The organism is Martinezella sp. CNPSo 3964 (assembly GCF_057784375.1).
Map to the genome: position 1 here is coordinate 283,166 of NZ_JBXSOW010000004.1, position 24,490 is coordinate 307,655.

General features: G+C 57.2%; 22 protein-coding genes and 1 pseudogene. 15 read left to right on the plus strand and 8 right to left on the minus strand.

Translation table 11 applies throughout. The features are described from left to right. Positions 1 to 133: 133 nt before the first annotated feature. From AC13Q5_RS15305 to AC13Q5_RS15320, 4 genes are all read right to left on the minus strand, one after another. Complete coding sequence (locus AC13Q5_RS15305) at positions 134 to 1,369, minus strand: CapA family protein (protein WP_488502226.1); 1,236 nt, start codon at positions 1,367 to 1,369, stop codon at positions 134 to 136. A gap of 102 nt (positions 1,370 to 1,471) precedes the next feature. Then, positions 1,472 to 2,320, minus strand: a complete 849-nt coding sequence (locus AC13Q5_RS15310; RefSeq protein WP_488502227.1) for a transporter substrate-binding domain-containing protein — start codon at positions 2,318 to 2,320, stop codon at positions 1,472 to 1,474. Next, entirely contained in the window at positions 2,313 to 3,131 is an 819-nt protein-coding gene (locus AC13Q5_RS15315) for an ABC transporter permease (protein WP_488502228.1), read from the minus strand. The genes AC13Q5_RS15310 and AC13Q5_RS15315 overlap by 8 nt, the downstream gene beginning before the upstream one ends. A 12-nt stretch (positions 3,132 to 3,143) precedes the next feature. Continuing rightward, positions 3,144 to 3,803, minus strand: coding sequence for an ABC transporter permease subunit (locus AC13Q5_RS15320; protein ID WP_488502229.1), 660 nt, complete (start codon positions 3,801 to 3,803; stop codon positions 3,144 to 3,146). A gap of 281 nt (positions 3,804 to 4,084) precedes the next feature. On the opposite strand from AC13Q5_RS15320, the gene AC13Q5_RS15325 reads away from it, so the two are divergent. Continuing rightward, on the plus strand, positions 4,085 to 4,993 hold the full coding sequence (locus tag AC13Q5_RS15325; protein WP_488502230.1) for a LysR family transcriptional regulator: 909 nt from the start codon (positions 4,085 to 4,087) through the stop codon (positions 4,991 to 4,993). A 762-nt stretch (positions 4,994 to 5,755) separates the two neighbouring features. Here AC13Q5_RS15325 and AC13Q5_RS15330 read toward each other — a convergent pair. Both AC13Q5_RS15330 and AC13Q5_RS15335 read right to left on the minus strand, forming a co-directional pair. Then, positions 5,756 to 8,116 (minus strand): glycoside hydrolase family 3 C-terminal domain-containing protein, encoded by a 2,361-nt coding sequence (locus tag AC13Q5_RS15330; protein ID WP_488502231.1) that lies wholly within the window; start codon positions 8,114 to 8,116, stop codon positions 5,756 to 5,758. A gap of 113 nt (positions 8,117 to 8,229) precedes the next feature. Beyond that, positions 8,230 to 9,156 carry a LysR family transcriptional regulator gene (locus AC13Q5_RS15335; protein ID WP_488502232.1) on the minus strand — a complete coding sequence of 309 codons (927 nt, stop codon included), beginning with the start codon at positions 9,154 to 9,156 and terminating at the stop codon, positions 8,230 to 8,232. 99 nt (positions 9,157 to 9,255) lie between these two features. Here AC13Q5_RS15335 and AC13Q5_RS15340 point away from each other — a divergent pair, with 99 nt between their 5' ends. The 14 genes and pseudogenes from AC13Q5_RS15340 to AC13Q5_RS15405 all read left to right on the plus strand — a co-directional run bounded on the left by AC13Q5_RS15340 (position 9,256) and on the right by AC13Q5_RS15405 (position 21,647). Beyond that, positions 9,256 to 10,284, plus strand: coding sequence for a carbon-nitrogen hydrolase family protein (locus tag AC13Q5_RS15340; protein WP_488502233.1), 1,029 nt, complete (start codon positions 9,256 to 9,258; stop codon positions 10,282 to 10,284). Positions 10,285 to 10,289: 5 nt separating this feature from the next. Beyond that, on the plus strand, positions 10,290 to 11,312 hold the full coding sequence (locus AC13Q5_RS15345; protein WP_488502234.1) for a molybdopterin-dependent oxidoreductase: 1,023 nt from the start codon (positions 10,290 to 10,292) through the stop codon (positions 11,310 to 11,312). Between the two features lie 78 nt (positions 11,313 to 11,390). Then, positions 11,391 to 12,626, plus strand: coding sequence for an ABC transporter substrate-binding protein (locus AC13Q5_RS15350; protein ID WP_488502235.1), 1,236 nt, complete (start codon positions 11,391 to 11,393; stop codon positions 12,624 to 12,626). Positions 12,627 to 12,702: 76 nt separating this feature from the next. After that, positions 12,703 to 13,587 (plus strand): carbohydrate ABC transporter permease, encoded by an 885-nt coding sequence (locus AC13Q5_RS15355; RefSeq protein WP_488502236.1) that lies wholly within the window; start codon positions 12,703 to 12,705, stop codon positions 13,585 to 13,587. 1 nt (position 13,588) lies between these two features. Continuing rightward, positions 13,589 to 14,458, plus strand: a complete 870-nt coding sequence (locus tag AC13Q5_RS15360; RefSeq protein WP_488502237.1) for a carbohydrate ABC transporter permease — start codon at positions 13,589 to 13,591, stop codon at positions 14,456 to 14,458. Between the two features lie 5 nt (positions 14,459 to 14,463). Further along, positions 14,464 to 15,543: an ABC transporter ATP-binding protein gene (locus tag AC13Q5_RS15365; protein WP_488502238.1), complete on the plus strand. Its 1,080-nt coding sequence runs from the start codon at positions 14,464 to 14,466 to the stop codon at positions 15,541 to 15,543. 125 nt (positions 15,544 to 15,668) lie between these two features. Next, a complete protein-coding gene (gene mdcA, locus AC13Q5_RS15370) occupies positions 15,669 to 17,300 on the plus strand; it encodes a malonate decarboxylase subunit alpha (RefSeq protein WP_488502440.1) in 1,632 nt (543 codons plus the stop codon). A 16-nt stretch (positions 17,301 to 17,316) separates the two neighbouring features. Beyond that, entirely contained in the window at positions 17,317 to 17,637 is a 321-nt protein-coding gene (mdcC, locus tag AC13Q5_RS15375) for a malonate decarboxylase acyl carrier protein (RefSeq protein WP_488502441.1), read from the plus strand. Next, complete coding sequence (locus tag AC13Q5_RS15380) at positions 17,634 to 18,113, plus strand: carboxyl transferase domain-containing protein (protein WP_488502239.1); 480 nt, start codon at positions 17,634 to 17,636, stop codon at positions 18,111 to 18,113. The genes mdcC and AC13Q5_RS15380 overlap by 4 nt, the downstream gene beginning before the upstream one ends. After that, positions 18,088 to 18,519 (plus strand): Clp protease/crotonase-like domain-containing protein, encoded by a 432-nt coding sequence (locus tag AC13Q5_RS15385; RefSeq protein WP_488502240.1) that lies wholly within the window; start codon positions 18,088 to 18,090, stop codon positions 18,517 to 18,519. The genes AC13Q5_RS15380 and AC13Q5_RS15385 overlap by 26 nt, the downstream gene beginning before the upstream one ends. Then, the gene (locus AC13Q5_RS15390) at positions 18,516 to 19,226 is read left to right on the plus strand and encodes a biotin-independent malonate decarboxylase subunit gamma (RefSeq protein WP_488502241.1); all 711 of its coding nucleotides are present in this window, start codon (positions 18,516 to 18,518) and stop codon (positions 19,224 to 19,226) included. The genes AC13Q5_RS15385 and AC13Q5_RS15390 overlap by 4 nt, the downstream gene beginning before the upstream one ends. Further along, the gene (gene mdcG / locus AC13Q5_RS15395) at positions 19,216 to 19,863 is read left to right on the plus strand and encodes a malonate decarboxylase holo-[acyl-carrier-protein] synthase (RefSeq protein WP_488502242.1); all 648 of its coding nucleotides are present in this window, start codon (positions 19,216 to 19,218) and stop codon (positions 19,861 to 19,863) included. Before AC13Q5_RS15390 ends, mdcG begins: the two co-directional genes overlap by 11 nt. A gap of 2 nt (positions 19,864 to 19,865) precedes the next feature. After that, positions 19,866 to 20,788, plus strand: a pseudogene (gene mdcB / locus AC13Q5_RS15400) (triphosphoribosyl-dephospho-CoA synthase MdcB). Between the two features lie 151 nt (positions 20,789 to 20,939). Further along, positions 20,940 to 21,647 carry an ACP S-malonyltransferase gene (locus tag AC13Q5_RS15405; RefSeq protein ID WP_488502243.1) on the plus strand — a complete coding sequence of 236 codons (708 nt, stop codon included), beginning with the start codon at positions 20,940 to 20,942 and terminating at the stop codon, positions 21,645 to 21,647. 98 nt (positions 21,648 to 21,745) lie between these two features. Here the strand turns inward: AC13Q5_RS15405 and AC13Q5_RS15410 are convergent, their stop codons facing one another. Together AC13Q5_RS15410 and AC13Q5_RS15415 are read right to left on the minus strand one after the other, a co-directional pair. Beyond that, entirely contained in the window at positions 21,746 to 22,855 is a 1,110-nt protein-coding gene (locus AC13Q5_RS15410; RefSeq protein WP_488502244.1) for a helix-turn-helix transcriptional regulator, read from the minus strand. A gap of 171 nt (positions 22,856 to 23,026) precedes the next feature. Further along, entirely contained in the window at positions 23,027 to 24,298 is a 1,272-nt protein-coding gene (locus AC13Q5_RS15415; protein WP_488502245.1) for a hypothetical protein, read from the minus strand. Between the last annotated feature and the right edge of the window lie 192 nt (positions 24,299 to 24,490).

Genomic DNA, 24,490 nt, shown 5'->3' on the forward strand with positions numbered 1-24,490 from the left:
CATCCCTCCGCTAGAACATTGGCGGCGAAGCGTGGGACGAGAACGTCCGAGCGCATCCCGCAGCGTAAAGCTGGCAACGCTTTGCGCCACCACACCAACGGGCTCGCCGCCTTCGATAGGACATTTGAAGACCTCAAGAGACCTGAATTCTGGCCATTGGACCGTGCCGCTCTATCGTGGTGCCAAAAGCAGCCGAACGATTGGCAAGATCGTCAATGATCTGCTCTGCCAACTCCCCGGAGGCGACCATAGGAACGTGTCGCTCGTGAAAATCCAGCTCTTCGATCCCTTTTTCGCCGCCAAGTACCACGGGCAAAAGGTCGATCTGCAGGGATCCTGCCGGATCGAAGGCGCATGTTGCGACCACGCTCTTCCATACGTTGGGTGAACTCCATTCGGTTTCCCCCTTTTCGGTATGGAAGATGAAGTTCCCGAGGCCGAAAAAGATCGGAGCCCGTTTATAGATCTCTATCGGCTGCAGGACCGGCGTCCCATGACTAACGAAGACATTGGCGCCGGCATCTATACAGGCATGAGCGAATGCCCTGACCCAATCGGGAACGTCGCGCCAATTCGGTTCCCAGTGATGATGATGGAGATAGGCAATGACGAACTGTCCGCGCGATCTCGCCCTTGCAATCGCCTCCAGATGGACTGAAGCGCTGTCAGGATCGATCGCAATGACACGACGATTGACGTCAGCGCGCCGGAAAATGGTGCCATAGAAGTCGATTTCGGCGTCATCGTCGAGGATCGGTGGGTCGTCTGGTTGAGCGTAGTTGGCTCGTTCCAGTTTTGAACTTTGAAAGGTGGTCCGGATTGTTGCCAACATGTCGAATGCGGCCTGGTCTGCCTCGAAGATTCTGGTCACCTCCAAATGGTTGACACCCGGCCTCGACGGTCGGCGGTAGCGCGCATTTTCAGCATACATGGTTCGAGGCCCAGGTCCGGCATCCATTGCCACTAGGCCTATAAGTCGACCGCGGATAGCTGCCACGCCCGGCGCTATGGCATGATCGCGATCAAGGCCGATCCCCGCGTGAAGGAAGCCGCGAGCACGCACCTCCTCGAGCGTCGACAGAATACCAGGTGGGCCAAGATCGAAGGCATGATTGTTTGCAAGCGCCAGGACGTTGAACCCCGCTTGTTTCAGGGCGTCGAGAACATGAGGATCGGAATATCCGAAGTACGAGCCTTTCATGGGTGACCCGCCATGCCGCCCCAGAATGGTTCCCTCGAAGTTGGTGAAGGCGACATCAGCCTCTTTCAAAATCTCGGCGATCTGCAAAAAGCCTGGATCAGCGCATGCCCTGATGTCGTGATGAATGAGAGACTGGCCGGTCACGGCTAGGGTAAAAGGGGAGGGCATTGATATACCTGCAAAGTGTAATTTGGCTCTAACTGGAACCAGATATCCAGTTCCTGGCGTTGACGGCTAGACGATGTGCGTTGCTCAATCGGTCGGGTCGGTTCAGGGCGTCATGGACGGAGAAATATCGATGCCGAACCACTTCAGGCTGAGGTTCTTCAATGTTCCGTCGCTAATGCAGTCCTGAATGGCGTTGTCGAAGGCTGCAGCCAGATCGGCATCGTCTTTGCGGATGCCGACACCGACGCCTGGCCCCCACAGGCCGCCTGACAATTCCGGGCCATAGAAAGCAGCGGTCTCGCCATCCTTGCTGTCGAGAAAGGTCTTCCATGTGAAATAGTCAGCAAGGCCGCCATCGATACGGCCCGCGGCAAGATCGAGATGCAGATTGTCTTGGGTGTCGTAGCTGCGGATCGTCGCCACTTTGCCGAAGAGATCGTTGAGAACGGCTTCAGAGTTCGATGATCTGAGCACGCCAAGCGTCTTGCCGGAAAGGGCCGACTGCAGCTGCTCGAGGACCGCTTCCTGTGCTTTGCCGACGCTCGTTAGGTTGATCTTGGCCTTGGTGTCGGTTTGCGGGAGTTGGAGATCCTTGCGCATGACGAGCTGATTGAAGCCGCCGGCATAAGGGCGTGAGAAGGCGATCGATCTCTTGCGTTTTTCGGTTATCGCCATGCCGGACATGATCGCATCGAACTTGCCGATGGTCAGCGCCGGGATCATTCCGTCCCAATCCTGTGCAACGAACTTGCACTCGACCGCAATGCGTCGGCACAATTCTTTGCCAACGTCGATATCATAACCGACAAGCTTGCCCTCCGTATCGATCATATCCCACGGCGGAGAGGCACCCTCGGTCGCAATCGTGAGCGTCTTGCGGTCCATAGCTTGGGCGCTGACTTGGCTGAGTGCCAGAGCAATGACGGACACGACGAGAATGGATTTACGCATTTGTGGATTCCCCTTTTTGTAGCGAGTGGATGGATGGTTGGCTGCCCGGTTTCGTGTTCGCGCGCTTGCTCGTCAGCTTTTTCAGAAGCCCGATGCCGAAAATCATCGCGCCGACCGCCGCAATCTTCGAATAACTGGCCGAGCGAGTGAGACGTATCTCGAGGAACCGGAAGAATACCGAAACGGTGAAGTTGAGAAGCAGATAGAGAAGTCCTGCCGCCAGAAAGACCTCGTAGGGTGCGAACGTCTCCGAGACCATCCGGCGCGCAAGTCCGGTGATCTCCAGGAGCGTGACAGTGCTTGCTAACGAGCTTGCCTTTACCAGGCCGATGACTTCGTTCGCGTAGGAAGGAAGCACCGCCCTGAATGCCAATGGGAATATGATCAGCCGTATCTGCATCAGTCGGGTCAACCCGAGCGCTTTCGCCGCCTCCACGATGCCGCGCGGAACCGTCAATATGCCGGCCCTGAATACCTCCGCCGTATAGGCGGTGCTGTTCAAAGAGAAGGTGATAAGGGCGCACCAGAAGGGTTCGCGCAGGACGGGCCAGAGAACGCTCTGCCGGATGATCGATAGCTGGCTGAGGCCGTAATAGACGAGGAAAAGCTGCACCAGCAAAGGTGTGCCCCGGAATACGTAGGTGTAGGCCAGTACCGATCCCGACAACATTCTGTTTGGCGATGCCCGCAAAAGGCTGAGCGGCACCGATAGAACGAAGCTGATCACCAGCGACAGAAGCGTCAGCAAGAGGGTGAGGAAAACACCGTGCACGAGCACGGAGATGCTTTCGATGATCAGATCGAGGTCCATGCTCAGCTTCCCTCAGTGGCCAGGAATCTGGATACGCCGCTCCAGCACACGAAACGTCGCGAGCGAAAGGCTGGTGAGAGCGAGATAAAGTGCCGAGGCCGCAAGGTAGAAGGGAAGGGGAGCCCTCATCGATCCGGCACCGATGAAAGCCACGCGCATGATGTCGGTCAATCCGATGACTGAGACGAGAGACGTATCCTTGACGAGGGAAATCCAGAGGTTGCCGTAGGCGGGCAGGGCGACTCGCAGCATCTGCGGCAGGATTACGAATGCCCAGATCTGCCAAGGTTTCAGGCCCAGGCTACGCGCGGCCTCCGCCTGTCCTTTCGGCACACTCATGATTGCACCCCGGAAAATCTCGGCACAATAAGCTCCAAAGACAATCGTCAATGCGGCGACACCGGCGGCAAAAGCGTTGATTTCGACGTAGCGGCCTGTCAGCGCCGTGATGGCCGCGGTCCCACCAAAATAGACGACCAGAATGACGAGCAGCTCGGGCAAGCCGCGGACGATTGTCGTGTAGGCCTGGCCGAAGAGGGCAGGGAGGCGCGCCTTCGATAGCTTGACGATTGCGACAAGTAATCCAAGAAGAGACCCAAGAACGCCGCTCGCGAACGTAAGTACAACCGTGATCTGGAGTCCTTGGAAGAATTGAAGCGCAAAATTGAGCACGCAGATCCTCTCCGCCTCAGGTCGGGGTGATGCCGAAATAAGGTCGTCTTATATAGCATCTTTTCAACAGCCATTCGATACTACCGGAGATAGTATTTTAATGTACTTATAATCTCAAGTAATAATCGGGCATGCCGAAGATTTATACTTTGATTATGTGGCGTCAATCTATAAGGTGCTCTTAATTCCGATAAGTCCAGCTTATATGCCGTCGCTCGCCACCGCTTTAAAAAATGCGGACTTTGAGCTGGCATTGAGCTCAACCCCGTGGGGCCGAAAAGATGCTTGCAAGATCCACGCCCGGCGTGACGCTGCGGCAGCTGCAGATTTTCCGGGAGGTTTTGCGCACGGGGTCGGAACGGCTCGCGGCGAAGAACCTGAAAATCACACAGCCGGCCGTCAGTCAGCAGGTCAGGCAGCTTGAAGGGGAGGTCGGTCTTGCCTTGTTTGCGCGTGAGAACAATCGGCTGGCGCCCACCGATCGTGCCTGGGATCTGTTGAGGCGCGTCGACGGCGCTCTACAGAGCGTCGACCGCATTGAAAAGTCAATCGCTGCCTTACGCAATGAGGAGGAAGTCTCGCTAAGCCTGGCCGTTCCTGGGGTTTTCTGCCTAAACGCCATTCCTCGAGCGATCCAGGCAGTCCGCAAGCGCAACCCGCTGTCGTTTCAAATCAAGTCCGGCAGCTATCAGCAGATTGCGGAGCACGTCCTCAATGGCCGAGCGGATCTCGGGTTGTCGCGTCTGCCCCTTGACGAGCGCGCTTTTGAATGGGTGCCCGCCGCCACCGCCAGAAACGTCTGCCTGTTTCAGGCGGGACATCGCCTGGCTGCCAAAGACATTATTTCGCCAGAAGATATTGCCGGTGAGGCTTTGGTAGACATAGAGCCTCAGTTTGCAGCCCATCAGATGAATATCAATGCCTTGCGGTATAGCGGCGTGGAGCCGGATCTGGCGGTTGAATATGACGCAAACGGTCATGATGTGGGGTTCGTCGCGGCCGGCGTTGGAATTTCTATTATCAATAGCTTGATCGCGCGGGAATATAAGCAGTTTGGGCTGGAGTTCCGGCCGTTCGAACCGGGCGCTGTCTATCACTATGTGGTGTTCTGGCAAAAAGGACGTCAACTCACCGCAAGCATGCGCCAAACCGTGGATGAATTGATTTCCGTTTTCGGAACTTCGGTTTGATATGCATTTAATTGACGGCACTCTGGGCCAGGTTTAAGCAGCACGAGAACCGACAGACTGCTCACGGGATTGAGCTTATAATCCGTGACGTCATCCAAGGCGGGAGAAAGACAAAAAGACACCCTTAAGATTGTACTTTACTGCCGTGTGCAATTTGCGATAGTTTCACAGATAAGATTTATTATGGAACTGGACGGTCATTTGGGCAGTGTTGCTTTTTCGTCTGTCAAGGGCTCTCGATTTTTCTGCTGTATCGGACTTGCGATGAGTTCCTATCGTTCAGAAAGCAACAAATAGCCCGTTTTGGGGGTCGCAACGGGCAGTTTGGCGATGACATCCACCAAATACCTGTTTTCCAGAGCCATTCTTTCACTCACTCACCCAGCTTCACTGCCGAAACTGCACTCTTTGGAACTGACCGAGGTGACCGACAGAAACTTTACTTTTCACCTGACCGGGCCGCGGCGTCCCGAGCCCCGAACCATCACAGTGTTTGATGCAGTCCAAAATGATCAAAGTTCGATCTGTCCTCATCGTGCCACAAAGGTCAACTGAATCTGGCCGAGCGGATCGTAATGATGGGCGTCTCTTGCGGCATCTCGAGGGGCATCGCGGCTCAGTGACCATTCACAAGGGGAAGGGAATGTCCTGCTTCGGCCTCGAGGCTGCAGTGGGCCGCCGTCGATCGTCATCGAAGCCCTTCGCCACTTGATGTGGCATACTGACCGGTCCACTGCTATTCGTCACCATGATCCTTCGCGTCTATACGATCTGTAGTGCCATGCGTTCGTTGATTTCGGCGAGGAGTGCCTCAACTTCGCTATCATCGAAATCTGCACGAAGTCGTCTGTCGAACGTTGCGAACAAGCCGAGGAACGAGTGTCTGCAATGTTCGAGTAGGCGCTCTGCGTCGGCTCCCGAAATCCCTTGTGTACGGCACACGAAATCAATGAGGAGTGGACGGGCAATTGGATTGTCGATTACGTACATCGCTTGGGTATCCTTCGCCACCGGACGATGCACCTCCATTGCATCCAATGTCAGTTCCTGGCTCAGGGGCAGGTCACGTGACGATGCGCCAACCTTGATCCTTATTCGATCGCGGTCCAAAACCCACTTCTGGTGAAGGGTATCGTAGACTTCGAAATCACGAGCAGACAATTGGATCTGGACGGTCTTGGTTTCGCCCGCAGCAAGCTCGATCTTTGCAAAGCCGCGCAGATCGCGCGGACTGCGGTGGAGACGTGGGTTCCCATGTTCGATGTAGAGCTGAGCAATCTCTTTGCCTGCCCGCAAGCCGGTATTCGTCACATCGAAACTGACCTCTAGTCCCTCTCCCTTGCGAATACTATCTGCACTTAGCTGAAGGTTCGAGTATGAGAAACTGGTGTAGCTCAGCCCGAAGCCGAAGGGAAATAGCGGCTCGATCTTGCGCAGGTCGTAGTGCCGGTAGCCGACATGTATGCCCTCGCAGTAGACGTGACGGCCGTTCTCGCCGGGATACGTCGGAAAGCCGGGAATGTCCTCGATCTGCTTCGGAAATGTCGCGGACAGTTTGCCCGACGGATTTCTCAACCCGAATATGATTTCCGCGACTGCATGTCCAACACCTTGACCGGCGAAGAAAGTCTCCAGCACTGCTGAAACATCGTTCAGCCACGGCATCGTAACCGCGTCTGGATTCGACAAGACAACGATGACATGAGGGTGCGCTTTTGCAAGCTCAGCGACAAGCGCATCATGGCCGGGTGCGAGGCTCAGATCACGGCGGTCCGAACCTTCGCCATCATACCCAACTTCCGTACTCACGAAAACGACAACTGCATCGGCATCGGCCGCTTTGGCGACTGCTTCTGCGCGCAATCCGTCAACGGCGGCGGTGTCGGTTGATGTGCCCTGGACGTAATCGACGACGCATTGAGCGCCGACCAAGCGCTCGATCTCCTCAAGCGGATAGTCGATCAGGCTCGGGCGCGTGGTTGCGCAGCCCGAACCCTGGAACACTGGGTTCTTCCCGTCCTCGCCCACGACCAGCACTCGCTTTAGCGTCGAAGGATCGAGAGGAAGGATGCCGTCATTCTTCAGGAGGACGATCGACTCCGCCGCAGCACGCCGAGCAAGTTCATGGTGTGCTTGGACATCCACTGGCGTAGGGGTGGCAGCCGTCGCTTCGAGAGCCTTCTTCACCAATTCTAGGACGCGCTGGCAGGAACGATCGACGATCGCCCGATCGATCTCTCCGCTTTCGATGGCCGCCAGCAGACGCTTCTTTCGCGTTTCCGTCTCTGGCATATCAAGATCAGTGCCGGCCTGCAGCGACTGAGGTCGATCCTTCACTGCGTGCCAGTCCGAAATCACCATGCCGTCGAAGCCCCATTCGCCGCGCAGCACGTCTCCGAGCAACCATTCGTTTTCGGCGGCCTGGACTCCGTTCAGGCGATTGTAGGAGGACATGACAGTCCAAGGGTTCGATTTCGCTATGGCGCGCTCGAAGCCGAGGAGGTAGACCTCCCGCAGCGCGCGCTCCTCGACCACCGAGTCCATGGTCGTGCGCTCCATCTCGGAGTTGTTGCAGGCGAAGTGCTTAAGCGATGCACCGACACCGTTGGACTGCAGCCCATCGATCAGAGCGGCGGCGATATCGCCGGAAACTACGGGATCTTCCGAATAGTATTCGTAGCTGCGACCGCCAAGAGGATTGCGCCGAAGGTTGATGCCGGGGCCAAGCAGCAGGTGGACGCCGTAATTCCGGCACTCTTTGGCCATCGCCTCGCCCATCGCACGGGCAAGGTCGACATCCCAAGAGCAACCTAGACTCGAACCGTTTGAGAAGCATGTGGCCGGTTTCGTCATCCCGAAGGAGGATTCCACGTCGATTGCGCGCTGGTTCACGACGTTCAGGAATGCGTCGATGTCCTGTCCGCCTTTTTCGTCATTGTCGATCTGCTCGACAGAATAGCGAACGCCATAGGTACCGTCGGTCATGACAATGCCAGGGATGCCAAGTCTCGGAACCGCATGTGTCTTCCACATGTTGAACCCGGTCAGGAGAAGCACCTTTTCTTCGTTGCTAAGCTGAGAAACGAGGTCCTCGACGGGTACTGCAGAAAAGGAAGCAGGCATCGGCATCTCCATGGCATTCGGCCGCAGGACGGGCCAATCGCTATCTGCTAAAGCGTTGCGCCCCCTGCTTCAATTTCCGATTTCGCACGTGGATGTGCATTTATGAACACGGTCTATGCCTCGAGCGTCCAAACCTCGCGGCCACCGAGCTTGGCGTCGTCGGCACGCAGTAGCTCCTTGAGGAACCGGTTGACCGCCCGAATACGCGACAGGTTGGCCATGTCCTGGTGAACGGACAGCCAAACTTCACGGCTTCCCCGCACTTCCGGAAGGACATTGATCAGGCCAGTGCTGATCCGGAGGGCGAACTCCGGCAGCGTCACAATCCCCACGCCGCTGGCCGCTGCAAACATCTGAGCTATCATGCTGTTGGATGTGAACGAAAATTCGGGATTCGGAACAAGCTCTTCCAGCCACCGTACGGCTTCGACTTGGACGAGTTCTTCGATGTAACCCACAAACAGATGCTGCTGCAGATCGGCTTTGTTTTCAGGGATTCCGTACTTCTCCAGATAGGAAGGCGCGGCATAAAGCCCCGTCGCGAACTGCCCGATGCACTCGCTGATCAAGGCAGTGCCTTGGGGCTTGAAAAAGCTGAGGAAAAGATCTGCTTCCCGCCGGGCTACGCGCACCGTCTGTGGCGACGTGACGAGCTCAAGAAACAGGTCGGGATACTTCTCCTTAAAGTTGGTCAGATGCGATGACAAATAGAGAGAAGCAATGCCTTCCATGGTTGCAAGGCGAACCGTACCGCTGACCTCACTTCGATTGCTCATGTCGGATCGGAGGCTGTTTATCCCCAGTTCGATTTCCTCCGCACGCCGCATGACGGTCATGCCCGTCGCAGTCAGCACCAGTCCGTCTCTGCTGCGCTCGAACAATGCAGCACCGACCGCGTATTCCAGCCGATTCAGTCGGCGAGAAACCGTGGAATGGCTGACGTTGAGAAGCTTCGCTGCACCAGTCACGCTCTTACTTCGGACCGCGCGGAGGAAAAGTTTCAAATCATCCCAGTCCAAACGATCTAGTGGTGTCGCCATGTTCGCCCTCGTCTATTTTTGCACATCATAGTGCGAAGATTGCGATTAGCCGAGCGAAAATGTTCGGACTAAACTCCCCCGGATAAGAGGGAGATCTTGATGAACAATTGGAACTTCAAAGCTGCTGCAGCACATGTCGCGCCGGTTTATCTCGACGCCCGTGCGACCGTGGAGAAGGCCGCTTCGATAATCGCTGAGGCAGCGGCTAATGGCGCATCGCTTGTCGTGTTCCCAGAGAGCTTCATTCCAGGTTTCCCAATCTGGTCTGCACTTTACTCTCCCATTCGGTCGCACGACCAGTTCAAACGCTTTGCGGCAGCATCGATTTTCGCTGACGGTCCCGAGATCGATCGGGTAAGGCAGTCAGCAGCGCAGCACGGCGTCTTCGTCTCCTTGGGCTTCTCCGAAAGGAATCCAGCCAGCGTTGGCGGACTGTGGAACAGCAACCTACTGATTTCCGACTCCGGAAGCATACTCGTCCATCACCGCAAACTTGTCCCGACCTTCTTCGAGAAACTCGTATGGAACCCCGGCGACGGTGCGGGTCTTCAGGTCGCCGAAACACGAATTGGCCGTGTAGGGAACCTCATCTGCGGCGAAAACACCAATCCGCTGGCCCGCTATACTCTCATGGCCCAAGGCGAGCAGGTGCACATCAGCAGTTATCCGCCGATCTGGCCAACCCGGCCGCCATCGGACAGCGACAATTACGACAACCGCGCCGCCAACCGCATTCGCGCGGCAGCGCATTGCTTCGAAGCGAAATGTTTCGGGATCGTCGTCGCGGGATGCCTGGATGATGCGGCCCGGAACTCGATCGCCCAGGGCGACAGTGAAATCGAAGCCCTGTTGGATGCGAGCCCCCGGGCGAGCAGCTTCTTTCTCGATCCCACCGGCGCGCCGATCGGCGATGAGATGACGGAAGAGGGCATCGGCTATGCCGAAATCGACCTCGACCAGTGCGTGGAGCCGAAGAGGTTTCACGACATCGTGGCGGGATACAATCGCTTCGACATATTCGACGTTACAGTCAACCGAACACGCCTCGCCCCTATCACTTTCGGCGGAAGACAGCCGGGGGAGGATTTGGGGTCGGAGATCGACGTCCTCTCGGCTGAAGCGGAGTAAGCGCTGTGGAACGTTCGGGTCTTCGCATGACAAAGGAGGGTTTCTCCTATCGCGGCCCGGAAAGAGGCGTACACGCGTTGGAGAGCTGGGTAACCGATGAGGATGACCTGTTCCTGGTCACCCACATGGGCTTTCTCGAGATCGATCCCGCTGAATGGTTCGTCACCATCGGCGGACTGGTAGCCAATCCGATGACATTGCGGCTGGACGACATTCGATCGATGCCGCAGCGCGAGTACATGTCCATCCATGAATGCGCCGGCAGCCCCCTCGCTCCGCAGGAACCCAAGCGCCGGGTTGGAAACATCGTGTGGAAGGGCGTTCCGCTCTCGCATGTCCTGCAGCTGGCGCAACTCAAGGACGCCGCCTCCTTCATCTGGACGTCAGGTCTGGAATGGGGCGAATATGCCGGGCTGCAGAACGAGGTCTTCACAAAGGATCTGCCCATCGGCAAGGCACTGGCCGAGGAGGTTCTTCTTGCTCTTGAGATCAACGGCAAGCCTCTGAGTCCGGAACGGGGTGGCCCCGTGAGGCTTGTGGTTCCGGGATGGTACGGGACCAATTCCGTCAAGTGGATCGGCTCGGTCATCGCCACCGATCGTCGTGCCCCAGGTCCCTATACCACGCGCTTTTATAATGATCCGACACCCACTGGTTCGAAGCCGGTCTGGGCGATTGCGCCGGAGTCGGTGATCGTCGGCCCTGAACCGGCAGTCCCTTTGCTGCCGGCGGTGGAGACCCGTGTGTGGGGTTGGGCCTGGGGCGATGTTCCAATCGCCTCGGTCGAGGTCAGCCTTAACGGGGGAAAAACTTGGAACCAAGCATCCCTTGGCTCGCGCAAGGATCGGAGTTGGCAGCTGTTTGAATATCGGTGGGTGCCGACGCCCGGCCAGCACGTCTTGATGTGCAGGTGCATGAACGAATGTGGAGAAAGGCAACCCGTGACCGGAGCTCGGAACGCGATCCACGACGTCACGGTCATTGTGGCGGAGGCAAAAGCGACCGGATCAATTTCGCCAGTGGGCTAGGAGTCCCACTCGCGGATAAACCGCCTGCCAAGTGCAGGCATACTGAGGCAACTAACAATAACGAAAGAGGGTAACTCCATGAATCTCTACAAGACGACAGCCTTCGTTCTCACAAGCGTGCTGCTGGCAAGCACTGCGCTCGCCCAGGACAAGCTCAAGGCAGAGGTGTCCAATTACTGGACGTCCGGTGGGGAAGCGGCGGCAGCGAAGGTTCTTGAAACCGAGTTCGACAAGCGCGGTGGTGAGTGGTCGAATTCCTCCGTCGCGGGTATCGAGAATTCGGCTGCGGCATTCCAGAACCAAATGGCTGCAGGTGATCCGCCGACCGCCCATCAGTTCACTGTCGGCTTCGAGCCGAAGGAATATATCGAACAGGGAATGCTTTACTCGATCGACGGCCTTGCGAAGTCCGAGCAGTGGGCGAGCTTCATTCCCAAAGACGTCCTCGGCAGGATCACATATGACGGGAAAGTCTATCTCGCTCCTGTGGACATCCACGGCGCGAGCTGGATGTTCTATTCAAAGCCCGCCTTCGACAAAGCCGGCATCAAGGATGTACCGAAGACCTGGGACGAATTCTTCGCCGACCTCGACAAGCTGAAGGCGGCAGGCATCATTCCTATCGCATGGGGCGGCCAGACCTGGCAAGAATTGAAGGTGTTCAACGCAATCCTTGAGTCGCAGCTTGGTTCGGAAGGTTTCAAGAAGGTTTACGTCGACAAGGATGAGGCGACAATGAAGTCGCCGCAATTCGCCAAGTCGCTCGAAATCTTCCGCAAGATGAAGAACTACATCGACAATGGCGCGACGGGTCGCAACTGGAACGACGCTACAGCGATGGTAATTAGCGGCAAGGCTGGCGTCCAGTTCATGGGTGATTGGGCTAAAGGTGAATTCACCAACGCCAAGCAGGTCGCTGGTAAGGACTATGGCTGCGCGCTTGCGCCCTCGTCCGACGCGTTGGTCTACATTTCTGACTCCTTCGGTTTCCCGAAGATCGACAAGCCTGAGGCGCAAGCCGCCCAGAAGCTGCTGGCCGAGGTCATCATGGACAAGGATGTCCAGGTTGACTTCAGTGTTAGGAAGGGCTCCATTCCGGTACGGACCGACGTTGATAGCTCCAAGCTCGACGCGTGCGCCCAGAAGGGGCTTGAAATGCTGCAGCAGGGTAAGATCGTCCCCGACCACGTGCTGGTTCTGACACCCAACAACGTAGGCACCCTCGGCGATCTGATCGGCGAGTTCGGGAGCGACACCTCCATGAAGAACGATGACATGGTGGAACGCTTCATCGAGGTAATGAAGGCCGGCTAAGCGGGTTTCGGGGTCGGCTCTTGCGAGTTGGCCTTTTGCCTCTTTCCGCCTAACCCGATCACCTGGATTCGAAACTATGAAAAAATTCGTTGGGGCCTCTCCCGGCGCCCTGCTTACGCTTATGCCGACATGGATAGTGGTCCTCGTCGTCTACATTGGTACAATGGCATGGTCCGTTCGGCTGTCGTTCACGAGTTCGCGCCTGCTGCCCGTAACTGATTTTGTCGGCCTTCGCCAGTACGTTACCCTGTTTCAGCAGCCGCGATGGATCATCTCGCTCGAGAACCTCGTCATTTTCGGTGCGATGTTCATAGCTGGCGCTCTCGTTCTTGGTTCCCTCCTTGCGGTGGCGCTCGACCGAAAAGTTCGCTTCGAAAGCATGTTTCGGACGATTTTTCTGTACCCCTACGCAATGTCATTCGTCGTGACGGGCTTGGTATGGCAGTGGCTTATGAACCCGGAACTTGGCATTCAGGCGACGGTCATTCAGCTCGGCTGGACGTCCTTCAAGTTCGACTGGGCCAGCAATCGCGACATGGCAATCTATGCCGTTGTGATCTCTGGGCTCTGGCAGGCCTCGGGCCTGGTGATGGTACTGATGCTGGCTGGGCTTCGCGGCGTCGATGAAGAACAGTGGCGGGCCGCACGCGTCGAAGGGATTCCGGTCTGGCGTACTTACGTTTCGATCATCTTCCCGCAACTCGGCCCCTCGTTTGCCACCGCCACGGTTCTGCTGGCGATGGGAGTCGTGAAGACCTACGATCTGGTCGTCGCACTGACACAGGGCGGCCCTGGCAGTTCGTCCGAGGTCCCGGCCAAGTTCATCATGGACAACCTTTTCGCCCGCCAAAATTTGGGCCTGGCGACGGCCGCGTCGACGGTGATGCTGATTACCGTAGCAGCAGTTATCACGCCGTGGGCCTATGCCCAATATTGGCGCAGCCGGAAAGCGAGGAGCTGAGATGTCCCGCACCGAAATTCTTCCCAATCGTTGGACCGCGATCGGTATCTACAGCTTCCTGATCGTCGCTTCCGCCTTCTTCCTCCTGCCGTTCTATGTGATGGTCGTCACCTCCCTCAAGACGATGGACGAGATCAGACAGGGGCATATCTTTGCCTTTCCAGCTCTATTCAACGTGGACGCCTGGAAAGCAGCCTGGTCAAGCGCGTGCACGGGGACGACTTGCAACGGTATCAGCCCTGGCTTCTGGAACTCCGTCAAGATCACCTTCCCGAGCGTGGTCATTTCGGTCGTTGTCGGCGCCATCAATGGCTATGCCCTGGCGTTCTGGCGCGTCTACGGCTCGAAAGTCATGTTCGCCCTGCTCATGATGGGCGCTTTCGTCCCTTACCAGATTTTCATCTACCCACTTGTCCGGATGATGGCTGCAATAGGTGCCTATAACAGCTTGGCGGGCATCATTATCGTGCACGTGCTCTTCGGATTGCCCCTGATGACACTGCTGTTCCGCAACTACTTTGCAGCTGTGCCGATCGAGCTCTTCAAGGCTGCTCGCGTGGATGGTGCCGGCTTCCTTCGTATATTCATCGAAGTCATGCTCCCGATGTCGACGCCGATGATCGTCGTTGCTGCGATCCTGCAGATCACGGGGATCTGGAACGACTTCATCCTCGGCCTCGTCTTCGCGGGCCGAGACAACCTCCCGATGACCGTACAGCTGAACAACATCGTCAACACGACGACTGGCGAGCGGCTCTACAACGTGAATATGGCAGCCACGATCATTACTGCCCTTATCCCTCTGGTTACGTACTTCATGTCCGGCCGATGGTTCGTGCGCGGGATCGCAGCCGGCGCAGTGAAAGGCTAAAGAACATGAACAGCTTTGTATCGGTTGATCGCCTCAAGATCTCCTATGGCGAAAAGGTCATCATCGACGGTCTCAACCTCGACATCGATCGCGGGGAATTCATTGTCCTTCTCGGTCCGTCTGGATGCGGCAAGTCCACTTTGCTTAACGCGATTGCGGGTCTCAACGATGTCACCGCGGGTGCGATCAATATCGCTGGCAAAGACGTCACGCGTGCCCAGCCAAAGGATCGGGGGATCGGAATGGTGTTCCAATCCTACGCTCTCTACCCGCGAATGACCGTGAAGAAGAACCTGTCCTTCGGGCTGCGGGTCGCTGGCCTTCCTAAGGACGAGATCGCCAGCCGCGTGGATCGTGCCGCTTCCATGCTTCATCTCCAACCCCTACTCGATCGCAAACCGGCAGAACTGTCCGGCGGCCAGCGCCAGCGCGTGGCCATCGGCCGAGCGCTCGTGCGGGATGTCGACGTCTTTCTCTTTGACGAGCCTCTCTCCAACCTCGATACGAAGCTTCGAAACGAGCTTCGCGTCGAGATCAAGAAACTTCATCAGGCCCTTGGAAACACGATGATCTACGTCACTCACGACCAGGTCGAGGCGCTCACCCTCGCTGACCGTATCGTGATCATGAAGGATGGCGTCGTCCAGCAATTCGCGACACCTTCTGAGATTTATCACCGCCCAACGAACAAATTTGTTGCTGGCTTCATCGGGGCGCCCTCCATGAATTTTATTGACGGCGCGATTAACCTCTCGTCGGGGGCGACAAGGTTTGTCAGTGAAACTGTCACCTTAGATGTCTCCACATACCCCTTCTCGCGGGAGGCCAAGGCGGGCCCCGCAACGCTAGGAGTACGGCCCGAACATCTCAGTCTGCAGCCCACCCCACGTGAGGACGTTATTGAGGGAAAAGTAACGGTGCTCGAGCCGATGGGGGCAGACGCAGTCGTATGGTTCGAAACCAAGTCGAACACCCACTCTGTGCGGCAGATGGGCGATCCAACCGTTAAGCCGAACGACAAGTTGTTCGCAGCTGTGGACACGTCGAAAATCTCGCTCTTTGATGACGAAGGGAACCGGCTCTAAACGCAAAAAAGGGCTCCCTTTATTGTCATCGGATGGCGATGGAGGGAGCCTATCGCTCAAATGTCTCCTCTGGCCTTTTTTGGGCTACAACCGATGAGGAGCGCAAATATTCCGGGAATGATGCTATGTGGAATAAACTTAGCGGAAACCGACAGTCTCGACTGGAGCGTGCCTCCTCTCTTTCGATCGGAAAAACCGTTCCTGCGTCCTCAATCTCAAGCCTGCTGGAAGCCGTTATCGAGCCCGGCGACCGGGTCTGCATCGAAGGAAACAACCAGAAGCAGGCGGACTTTCTCGCCAAGGCGCTGGCAAAGCTTAATACCGAGCGTGTCAACGACCTGCACATTGTACAATCCGTCCTTGCACTTCCAGAGCATCTGGACGTCTTCGAGCGCGGGGTTGCGTCAAAGCTGGATTTCTCATTTTCCGGCCCGCAGGCGGCACGGCTGGCCAAGCTGCTGGCAGCGGGCAAATTGCGGATCGGGGCCATCCACACATATCTTGAACTTTTCGGCCGCTACTTCACCGACCTTACCCCGCGCGTCGGCCTTGTCTGCGCTCAGGCGGCCGACAAGGCTGGCAATCTCTATACGGGCGGCAATACCGAGGACACCCCAATCATCGTCGAGGCGACCGCGTTCAGGCAAGGAATCGTCATTGCCCAGGTCAATGAAATTGTTGAGAAAGTTCCCAGGGTCGATATCCCGGCGGACTGGGTCGATTTCGTCGTCGAAAGCCCAAAGCCGCACTATATCGAACCGCTATTCACCCGCGATCCGGCTCAGATCTCAGAAATCCAGATCCTGATGGCCATGATGGCGATCAGAGGAATTTATGAGGAATACGGTGTCAAACGGCTTAACCACGGTATTGGCTTCGACACCGCGGCAATTGAATTGATCCTTCCAACCTATGCGGAAAGCCTGGGACTAAGGGGCAAGATTGCAACGCACTGGGCGCTCAATCCGCACCCGGCTCTCATTCCCGCGATCGAAGCGGGCTTCGTGGAGAGTATTCATTCTTTCGGTTCGGAACTTGGGATGGAAGATTACATCCGGGCACGACCCGATGTCTTCTTCACCGGCCGCGACGGCTCAATGCGCTCCAACCGAGCACTCAGCCAGACGGCCGGCCTCTATGCTTGTGACCTTTTCATCGGCTCAACGCTTCAGATCGACCTCGATGGCAACAGCTCCACGGCAACGCTCGGTCGAATTGCCGGTTTCGGCGGCGCTCCGAACATGGGCTCGGATGCGCGCGGACGCCGCCATGCGTCGGAAGCCTGGCTGAGGGCCGGTCTTCAGGCGCCCCAAGGCTCGGTCCCGCGTGGCCGGAAGCTTGTGGTTCAGGTGGTGGAGACCTTTCGTGAGCATATGGCACCGGCCTTCGTCGAGACGCTCGACGCATGGCAGCTTGCGGAAAGCGCGGACCTCGAATTGCCGCCGGTGATGATCTACGGCGACGACGTCACTCACGTCGTGACAGAAGAAGGCATCGCTAACTTGCTGCTCTGCCGTAACCGCGAGGAACGGGAACAGGCGATCCGTGGGGTGGCGGGTTATACGAGCGTGGGAATGGCGCGCGACAACCGCATCGTCGAAAACCTCCGTGACAGAGGGATCGTAAAACGCCCGGAGGACTTGGGCGTCGACGTGTCATTGGCAACGAGAGACCTTCTGGCCGCAAAATCAATGAAGGACTTGGTCCGTGCTTCCGGCGGACTTTATCGTCCTCCGGCGCGCTTCAGGAACTGGTGAGGGCACAATGGAATGACTGGAATTCGAGTTCTCCGGCCGTCGGCCGCTCGCGGCAAGGAATGCTCCCACCCTTTCCGGCGTGCTGGGATCAGGCAATTTAGAAGTGTTGGTCGAGCCCCTCGAACTCGGCGGCGCGTGCCGGATCAAGGTCGATACCGCCGCCGTCGGTTTTGGGAAAATCTGGCAAGCCGTGCTCTCCGATGTCGTCACGCGCTGGCGCGTCGGGAACGTAAAGATATCGATCAACGATGCTGGAGCGACACCTGCCGTGGTCGCCCTTAGGGTGGAGCAGGCACTAAAGGCCTACCTTGGCCCTGGGCAGGAGGAGGAGAAATGAGCAGAAGCTGGTACGAAGCCACCGCCCGTGAAAGAGTGGGCGCTCTGCTGGACGAAGGCTCGTTCGTTGAATTCCTGCCGCCTCAGGATCGCGTGACAAGTCCCCACCTCAAAATTCTGGGCATTCCGGCCGCGTTCGATGACGGGATTGTTGTTAGTTCGGGCAAGATCGACGGTCGGTCTTTCCTGGTAGCAGCCCAGGAAGGCGCGTTCATGGGCGGCACTGTGGGAGAGGTTCATGGAGCAAAATTCGTTAGGCTCCTTGAACGCGCGTTGGAAACCAGACCCGATGGCGTGCTGCTGCTCCTCGAATCCGGAGGCGTTCGACTTCATGTGGCGAATGCTGGCCTGATTGCCGTCTCCGAAATAATGCGTGCAATTCTGCACCTGCGTGCCGCCGCCATTCCCACCATCGTCATTGACGGCGGGCGCTATGGCGTCTTCGGGGGGCATGGGCATCGCGACCGGCCTCTGTAGCAAGGTCATCATGTCCGAGGAAGGAAGGCTTAGTCTTTCGGGCCCTGAAGCCATCGAAACCACTATGGGCGTCGAAGAATTCGATGCATCCGACCGAGCTCTTGTCTGGCGCACCGTTGGCGGCAAGCACCGCTACATCCCGGGTGACGCCACCGCCCTTGTTGCTGACGACGTGAGTGCTTTCCGAACGGCGATCTTGACCAGCCTCTCGAACGAGAAAGAGCTGGACCTCGACGCAATCGAGAACGAACACTCGATGCTCGTCTCAAGGAGGGAGCGGTTCACGCATATGAACGATGGAACGGAAATATGGACCGATCTTGGGATCGAGCAGGTGGACCGGCTCACACTGATGGAGGCCGATGAGTTTCGCACGGCCGTCGATGGCAGGAGGGTTGTCGCATGACGGCGGAAGAGCTGGTCAAATCGATCTTTCCTGAAGGCCATTCCATCGTCTTCGACGATCCCTACTTCTCCGGACCCGGTCGATCCGGCAAGACGGAGGTCTCTGTCATAGGCACGATGGACAAGGCGGCGATCGGTATCGATCTTTCACTGCGGATGTCGGAAGACGTCATCCGGATCATGAAGGAGCGGCCCGGATCGCCAATCCTCCTTCTTGTCGACACCTCGGGCCAGAAAATGAGCCGGTGCGACGAACTCCTCGGCCTCAACAGCTACATCGCGCACCTGATCAAAAGCCTCGACGTCGCCGGACGTCGCGGCCACCGACTGATCGGACTCGTCTGGAACGAAGCAGTGAGCGCGGGGTATCTTTCCTCCGGTCTCCTCGCCGATGAGTGCTATGCCCTGCCCGGTGCTGAAGTTCGCGTCATGAACCTTCCAGCAATGTCGCGGGTCACAAAGATCCCCGTGGAACGGCTCGAGGAGCTATCGAAGGACTCGCCTGTCTTCGCGCCAGGCGTCGAAAATTATATCTCCATGGGAGCTGTAAAAGGGATCTGGACCGGCGACCTCTCGGAATGCCTGGCGACCGCTCTCGCCGAACCGTGTCGTCCCGACAAGGATTGCCGCAGGGAAAACGGAGAGACCCGGGGAGGTCGTACCCTCGCCCGATCCGTTGCCGAGCGAGTTCGCAACTATGCGACCTGAACGGCACTCCTTCGCCTGGCTCGCCCGCGGCTGGAAAAGCCATATCGCGGCAGGCAACCACTATGGCGGTGGTCCTGTCGAACAGATTACCGAATGGGCTGCACTAACCAGACCATTTGTCGTGGCATCTGCGCAAGCCTCAGACGATTGCAGGACCATCCGGCTCGGGCTCGCAACGCCGGCGAAGGAACGGCTGTGCCTGCACGTCGAGATGTGCGCCCTGGAACGGATCGTTCCGGCACCGCCTCTCCGCGAGGCGGCTGGCGCTGCACCTCGCGTCTGGCTGCCCTTCATCGATGAGATCGTGGAGAGCTGCGAAGCGTACGGCATCGAAGTGAGCGTGTACGGATCTCTGGCCTGGTCCTTTCTAACCGGGCTGGAATATCTCCGCCCCGCCTCCGATCTCGATCTATTGCTACGTGTGCAGCGGCCGGGGAGCTGGACGGAAACATTCAAAAAATTGGCTGAAAGGAATTCCCAACCGAGGCTTGATGGAGAACTCGTCCTTTCAAACGGCGATGCGGTCTCGTTTCGTGAATATACGGCGCGCCCAGCGACGATCCTCGTAAAGGGCCACGGTGGAGCGCGTCTTGTCGATTTTGACGCGCTGAAGGCTCGAATGGACCCGACGCCATGAGCATGAGTGCGCCGAAGATTCGACCCGCCTTGGCTCCGGCCGGAACTCCCGCATCGGCGATCGCCCGGAGCGCTATTCGGTCCCTATACGCGGAAATCGCGCTGCATCCCAAGCCGGGCCTCGTCAGCCCTGTCGACAACCGCGCTCACAACGACATGTCGATGGCGACGTTCATGCGCAGCCTGTTTTCTCTCCGCGGCTATTTCACGGAAATCGCAATTGCCGGATCGCAACGGCATCCGTTTGGAAAACTGCAGGAACTAGGTTTGCTCGCGGAGGCGAGGATGATGGCCGCGACACAGGGCGTCAACACCCACCGCAGCGTGATTTTCAACCTCGGTCTCCTTGCCGCCGCAGCGGGCTTGCTGTCAGCCGGCGGAGTTTCGCCAACGGGCGAAGCGGTATGCACTACGGTAGAAAGTACCTGGGGAGCGGATATTCTCGCTGCGGCGCCCGCCGTGCCGAATTCAAATGGCTCCCTCGCCTTGGCGAGGCATGGCGGGCAAGGCGCAAGACATCAGGCCACTGGCGGGTTTCGTGTTCTGGTAGATCTGGCCTTGCCGTGTATGAAATCCATCCTTCACAAGGAGCGCTCTATAGAGGACGCCTGTTTGCAGGTCCTCTTCACCCTGATGGCCAATATCGACGATACCAATTCCTCCACAGGACAGGGCGCGAAGGACTGGCATTCCTCCAACGACAAGCCATCACCATTCTTGACGCAGGTGGCGTGTTGGATACGGAATTCAAGATCAAAGCCATCGAGTTCCACCGGCGATGCGTCGAGCGCCGGATTTCGCCGGGCGGCGCTGCGGACCTTCTGGCCTGCACCTCTTCCTCCACGAGTTGGAGGCTGCAGCGCAATGAGCTTCGCAATTCTATGTCCGGGCCAAAGCCAGCCAAAACAGCGATATGCTGCGAATGATTGCTGGGCACCCGTTGGCTCTGCAGGTCTTCGATGATTTTCATCGCGTGACCGGGCTTTCGATCGAGAATGTTGCGGCGTCCGGCGAAAAGCTTTTCGAGAACGCGATCGCGCAGCCGTTGCTCTGTGCGACAGGGATGGCATTTTACAGGTGCTGCGACCAGAGCTTCCCGAGCCGGTTCTGATCGCGGGCTATAGTATTGGAGAGCTACTTGCCTATGGCTGCGCCGGTTCTTGGAACCCACGCGAGTTGATCTGGCTCGCGCAACAGCGTGGCCAGGCAATGGACAGCTCCTACTCCGAGCCCACCAGGATGATCGCAATCAAAGGCTTGCGAGAAGAAGCGTTGATCGCGCTATGCTCCGGAGTCGGTTGCCATGTTGCCATTCGGAATGGGGAGGACCACCTTGTCCTGACGGGCCCTGCCCGCGCCATCGATGAGCTGGAAGGCATGGTGACATCTATGGGCGGACACGCGCGGCAGCTTTCCGTTCGTATTGCATCGCATACGCCGCTAATGGCGGCGGCCGTCGCTCCCTTTCGAAATGCACTTCAAAGCGTGGAATTCCGCATCCCCGATGTATCGGTACTCGCCGGGGTAGATGGAACTGCTGTCCGCGATCGAGATCTGGCGATCGAAAAGCTGTGCTCGCAATTGACTTCACCGGTAGACTGGCTGACTTGCATGACACTACTGAAGGAGCACGGCTGTACGACCGCGCTTGAGCTGCCTCCCGGAAATTCGCTCAGCAAAATGCTTCAGGAAGAAGTTCCCAGCATTTATTGCCGGGCTATCGCGGATTTCAAGACGACCACCGCAGCGAGCTCCTGGTTGGCCTCAAAAGAAGGTTCATGCTGAAGAGGGAGCACTTACTTCCGGCTGGCGATAAGCGAAGCAGAGAGAGGAACGTTCTATGTGAACCCGAGCTCGCGGCCGTTGGCGCTGACAACGTGTGACTATCGCGCATGCATACCTAAGTCTTCAGAAGGAAATCGTCCGTAAGCTCGACGGTAAAGCGCTGCAAACCGCCCCGGATGCGCGAAACCCCATTTCTTGGCTATACTCCCCACTGAGCTGTCATTTTCGGCAGCCACAAGTTCCGACTGTACGAGCCCTAATCGATGGTCTCTCAGGAATTCCCAGGGTGAGCGCTCGATGAACCGTTGAAAATTAGTCTGAAGCGTCCGCACGCTGACGCCGGCAGCGGCGGCCATGTCTGAGACGGTAATTGGCGCGGCAGCGTTCGCGATGGCGAAATCCATCGCCCTTCGTAGCTGAGCCGGGGCAACCCAATGGGCGGCATTGGAAGCATTGCTCAGCGAATGCCTGAAGTTCTCAACGACAAACATTGAGAAAGTCTCCCCGAACATCTTCAAGGCAACCGCCGATCCGGTCAGACTTCGATGTTCTCGAGCGTCGTCCTGAAACACACTCAGCATGTTCCGCAAGGTGGCAACATAGGGACTGCACATGTCGATGACCGGCTCGAATCCGAAGCCAGTCGGAACCGGGACCCCGTGCAATTTCTGGAGGGACTCGACGACCAGGTGGCGTGATATTCCAAACCCGTAGGCTAGGCAATCCGCTCCCATGTTGACCACCTGGTTTTCATGGAAGTCGGTGATGCAAGCCTGCATCGGATTGACCGTTATGTTCCGGCTACCCACCCTGACAACACTTTGTCCGCGTGTGGCCGCTTTGAATAAGAAATCCTCTCTCGTGGTTCGCATCGCTATGGAGCGACCAATTTCGGAATAGCTTTGCCACCTGAAGATGTTGTCGAAGGCTTGGATCGAGAACCAATATACTGCTGGAACGGCGACAGTGCGTAGCTCAAAATTATTGCTGCCATGCGTCTCACAACCCAGTTCCGGAAGCTGTTCTTTTGCCGCCAAGTGAGCAAGCTGTAAATGGGCAATTTGATACGTCAAGGTCATGCCCTTCTCATAGCTTGCCGCAACAATTTGAGCCTTCTGCTCAGCGCTCCCCTCGCGCCGTCGGCTTCTGCCCGTGAAAAACTCGAATCGCGCCGCCTCTTTTGGTGCTTCGTGGCGTAGCCCTTTCACGAGCCCCATTTTTCACAAGCGCTGAAACAATACGCGAAGGCCCCCTTTCCCGAGGGTTTGACGAGCACAAAGGAAGCCTGAGCAATCTTGATGGGAGGATCGCGTCGCCTTTGGTTGCTAAACGCGACGGCAGCTCAGCGATCGATGAGTTTTGTCAAGCTTCCATGCGGGTTAGGCCAAAACCTGGTCAAGGCTAACCGTGTAGATCCGTCGTTCGCCTTCGTGGATGGAATCGATACAAACTTCAATTCCGTTCGGCCGCCAGCGTGGATGCAGATCGCAACGGTTTTCTTTGCCCAGGCTGGGGCTGGTATAAAAGCTGCCTAGCGAGGTTCGATCCCCGGTCATCATATCGTACAGGAAAAGCTCTCGAATAGATGTCGTCGCGTCCGGATAGGTGTCGCTCACCATCCAGCGCTGATCAGTTGGGGAGAAGCTCATATGGCCGTTCTCAGTCAAGACGCCGCGACCGACCACGTCGACATTTCCACCCTCGACGTCTTCATAAAGATGGTAGTGAATTTCACCTGAATGCGGTCCCCAGACGATGATGTGCGTGTCATCCTTCCATAGCGGATGGGAGATCTGGTATTCCGATTTTTCGTAGTCGAAGGTGCCGGCGCTGTTGGGGTCGAAATCATCGTTCAACTGTGGCAGAGGATGATCTGAACATTCCAGCAGCCGCATATCGGACCCATCTGGGTTCATGGTGATCAGGCGATGCAGGAAGCAGGTCTCGTCCGCGACACGCTCTGTCCAGCGATGCAGGAAGAGGACTCTGGTGGAGGCTGGGTTCACTTCGATATGGCTAACCCAGTGCAAGGCCTTGCGCATCGATTCCTTCGGATGAAAGTCGCGCAACGCTTGATAGCTCACCAGAAGGTGATAGTCGCCGTTGACAACATCCATGCGGAAAATTCCATCATCGGCCGGATGCAGATCCAACGCATCCACCGGCTCGCTGTCGCTATATCCGATCGTCTGGTGGGTAACCCAAAGACGGCGATAGTTGACGCTCAACGCCCACGCGCTGTTCGGGGCAACGACATATATCGGCAACGGCAGGCAGCGCTCCTCGCCCGTCTCGATATCGCAGACAACGCTACAGAAGCCCGGATAGCGGCCAGACTTGTTGAACGCGCGGGCGTTGTAAATAACTTTGCGTCCGGGTAGATTGTTCAACCACTGCAGCTGGGCGCCCATCTGCCAGTTCCACGCGGAGGTTTCTCCCACCACGGTGAATTTGTCACTTTCCGCCGTATCGAAGTATCCCACCCGCGACACAAGATAAGGATCGATAGTTTTCTCAGCCCAGGGGACTTGATGCGCAAGAAGGTACCGGCCGGTGCGATCCCAGTTGGACTTGTTATAATATCCAAAAAAATAGTTCTTCTCGTCAGAGCCAATTCGCCGAGTCGTGGCGATCTTTCTTGGTTTGGTCATTGCACACCCAATGTCTGATGAGACTGTTCCTTACAAAGAACAACCTCGCCGCAACGACGCGGCTCTTGAAACTGAGGTAAGCCTATCGAGCGGCCAGCATATCAGAAAATGATTTCTTGCTACGTGGCCATGTGTTTCTGGTATGCTGCCGCGTGTTTCGACTGACCCGTGCGAATGCGATGTGGCGAGGCG

What these genes read in the sequence shown, in the direction of transcription:
- AC13Q5_RS15305 (WP_488502226.1), bottom strand. Translation starts at nt 1,369, where the DNA reads ATGCCCTCCCCTTTTACCCTAGCCGTGACCGGCCAGTCTCTCATTCAT.
- AC13Q5_RS15310 (WP_488502227.1), bottom strand. Translation starts at nt 2,320, where the DNA reads ATGCGTAAATCCATTCTCGTCGTGTCCGTCATTGCTCTGGCACTCAGC.
- AC13Q5_RS15315 (WP_488502228.1), bottom strand. Translation starts at nt 3,131, where the DNA reads ATGGACCTCGATCTGATCATCGAAAGCATCTCCGTGCTCGTGCACGGT.
- AC13Q5_RS15325 (WP_488502230.1), top strand. Translation starts at nt 4,085, where the DNA reads ATGCTTGCAAGATCCACGCCCGGCGTGACGCTGCGGCAGCTGCAGATT.
- AC13Q5_RS15330 (WP_488502231.1), bottom strand. Translation starts at nt 8,116, where the DNA reads ATGCCTGCTTCCTTTTCTGCAGTACCCGTCGAGGACCTCGTTTCTCAG.
- AC13Q5_RS15335 (WP_488502232.1), bottom strand. Translation starts at nt 9,156, where the DNA reads ATGGCGACACCACTAGATCGTTTGGACTGGGATGATTTGAAACTTTTC.
- AC13Q5_RS15340 (WP_488502233.1), top strand. Translation starts at nt 9,256, where the DNA reads ATGAACAATTGGAACTTCAAAGCTGCTGCAGCACATGTCGCGCCGGTT.
- AC13Q5_RS15350 (WP_488502235.1), top strand. Translation starts at nt 11,391, where the DNA reads ATGAATCTCTACAAGACGACAGCCTTCGTTCTCACAAGCGTGCTGCTG.
- AC13Q5_RS15355 (WP_488502236.1), top strand. Translation starts at nt 12,703, where the DNA reads ATGAAAAAATTCGTTGGGGCCTCTCCCGGCGCCCTGCTTACGCTTATG.
- AC13Q5_RS15360 (WP_488502237.1), top strand. Translation starts at nt 13,589, where the DNA reads ATGTCCCGCACCGAAATTCTTCCCAATCGTTGGACCGCGATCGGTATC.
- AC13Q5_RS15365 (WP_488502238.1), top strand. Translation starts at nt 14,464, where the DNA reads ATGAACAGCTTTGTATCGGTTGATCGCCTCAAGATCTCCTATGGCGAA.
- mdcA (WP_488502440.1), top strand. Translation starts at nt 15,669, where the DNA reads ATGTGGAATAAACTTAGCGGAAACCGACAGTCTCGACTGGAGCGTGCC.
- AC13Q5_RS15380 (WP_488502239.1), top strand. Translation starts at nt 17,634, where the DNA reads ATGAGCAGAAGCTGGTACGAAGCCACCGCCCGTGAAAGAGTGGGCGCT.
- AC13Q5_RS15385 (WP_488502240.1), top strand. Translation starts at nt 18,088, where the DNA reads ATGGGCATCGCGACCGGCCTCTGTAGCAAGGTCATCATGTCCGAGGAA.
- AC13Q5_RS15390 (WP_488502241.1), top strand. Translation starts at nt 18,516, where the DNA reads ATGACGGCGGAAGAGCTGGTCAAATCGATCTTTCCTGAAGGCCATTCC.
- mdcG (WP_488502242.1), top strand. Translation starts at nt 19,216, where the DNA reads ATGCGACCTGAACGGCACTCCTTCGCCTGGCTCGCCCGCGGCTGGAAA.
- AC13Q5_RS15415 (WP_488502245.1), bottom strand. Translation starts at nt 24,298, where the DNA reads ATGACCAAACCAAGAAAGATCGCCACGACTCGGCGAATTGGCTCTGAC.